Genomic DNA, 1893 nt, shown 5'->3' with positions numbered 1-1893 from the left:
TAGACCAGCAGGCCGAGGCAGCGAATCTGCGAAGGTCTGGTGCGGGCTTTTGTTGAAGAATGCCGGGCGCGGCAGATCATCCTGCCGGGTGTCACGACGATTGAGAGGCTGTGTGCCGATGCGCTTGTGGCGGCCGAGCGGCGGATCGAGAACCGGATTGTCGCGCGCCTGGACAGTCGAATACGCCGTCGTCTCGACGACCTGCTTGGCGAGGCTGCGAACGGGTGGCAGAGCGTGTTCTTGTGGCTGCGGGGGTTTGAGGTCGGCAAGAACACAGCCGATATGAACCGCCTGCTTGACCGGGTGGAAGCCCTCAAGGCGATTGGTCTGCAACCCGATGTTCTTGATGGCATTCCGCCCCACAGGATCAAAATCCTGCGCCGTCAGGGCGAGCGCTACTTCACGGGCAATTTGCAGGACATCAGCAGTAATCGTCGCCTCGCCATTCTGGCCACCTGTGTCGTTGAATGGGCGGCGTCCGTCGCCGATACCGTTGTCGAAACCCATGACCGGATCGTAGGCAAGACCTGGCGAGAGGCGAAGAAAATCAGCGCGCTGCACTTCGAGCAGGCACAGGCGGATATAGCCAGCACACTGGTCGGATTCCAATCTCTGGGAACGACATTGCTGATGGCCCGGGGCGATGAGGCTGCCTTGGGCGGGGCCGTCGATGCATCCTGTTCATGGGATGGTCTGGAAACTCTTGTGGCAATGGCGACCCAATTGATCAAACCTGCCATGGCCGAGCCGATGGATCACATCGAGAAGGCGGTTCACAGCTTCAAGCTTTATAGCAAACGCATGTTGAGTGCGCTGGATATCCGGGGATCCACCGTGGCCCAACCGTTGCTCGACGCTGCGGCGATCATCCGGAAGGGGGCAGACATCCCAGTCAAATCGCGAGCCTTTCTGCCCGCCCGATCAAAGTGGGACAAGCAACTGCGCAAGTCGGAAACCAACGAGGACCGGCTCTGGATCGTAGCAGTTATGTTCCGTTTGCAGGAGGCCTTCAGATCCAACGATATCTGGCTGGATCATGCTCGCCGATATGCTGATGACAGGAAAGTCCTCGTACCACTGGAAACAGCGAAGGCGATGCCGGGACTTGAACTCCCGCTGGATCCCAGAGTCTGGATCGAGGATCGCAAGCGCCGATTGCAGAGCGGCCTCGAACGGCTTGCGGAGGCTGTCAGGGACGGCACTCTTCCCAACGGCATCATCGAAGATGGCCAGTTACGGGTTGACCGTCTGAAGGCAGATGTTCCTGAGGAGGCAGCTGATCTGGTTCTCGATCTCTATCGGCGGCTTCCCCCTGCGAAAATAACGGACATCCTTCAGGACGTGGCCGAAGCCACGGGCTTCACGGAAGCGTTTACTTATCTGCGCACGGGCGCCCCCTGCAAAGACATCATCGGATTGCTGACCGTTCGTGACCGTCCGGCGAAGGCGCTCTGGCGCGACACCGATGCGGCCTGTTACGCTGCCTGAGCAGCGTAACGCCAGGGCAGAAGTTCGTCGAGGCGTGTGATTTTGTGGTCGGCGACTTGACCGAGGACCCAGGTCAGCCAGGCCTGAGGGTCAACACCGTTGAGCTTGGCCGTTTCGATCAGGGTATAAGCGATAGCCATGGCTTTGCCGCCGCCTTGGGAGCCTGAGAACATCCAATTTTTGCGTCCGATGGCGACGGGTTTAACGGCGCGCTCGGCGGTGTTGTTATCCAATTCCAGATGGCCGAGCTCAAGGTATGGGCGTGCTTTCGGCATTCGGCCCAAGGCATAGCGGATGGCCTGCGCGAGTGGTGACTTTCCCGAGATTTTGGGCAATTGCGTCTGCAACCATTCTTCCAAGGCGTCAAAGATCGGTTTTGCCCTAGCCTGCCGGATGGTAGCGCGG

General features: G+C 59.4%; 2 protein-coding genes. One reads left to right on the top strand and one right to left on the bottom strand.

The annotated features are described in order from the left end of the window. Nucleotides 1-39: 39 nt before the first annotated feature. Nucleotides 40-1488: a Tn3 family transposase gene (locus TRICHSKD4_RS05580; RefSeq protein ID WP_009466490.1), complete on the top strand. Its 1449-nt coding sequence runs from the start codon at nt 40-42 to the stop codon at nt 1486-1488. Here TRICHSKD4_RS05580 and TRICHSKD4_RS05575 read toward each other — a convergent pair. Next, a partial coding sequence (locus TRICHSKD4_RS05575; protein ID WP_040616401.1) for a transposase occupies nt 1476-1893 on the bottom strand: 418 nt, incomplete at its 5' end. The genes TRICHSKD4_RS05580 and TRICHSKD4_RS05575 overlap by 13 nt on opposite strands.

The organism is Roseibium sp. TrichSKD4, assembly GCF_000148725.1.
GTDB lineage: Bacteria > Pseudomonadota > Alphaproteobacteria > Rhizobiales > Stappiaceae > Roseibium.
The sequence above is the reverse complement of the archived record's forward strand: the minus strand, read 5'-3'. Positions and strand labels throughout refer to the sequence as shown.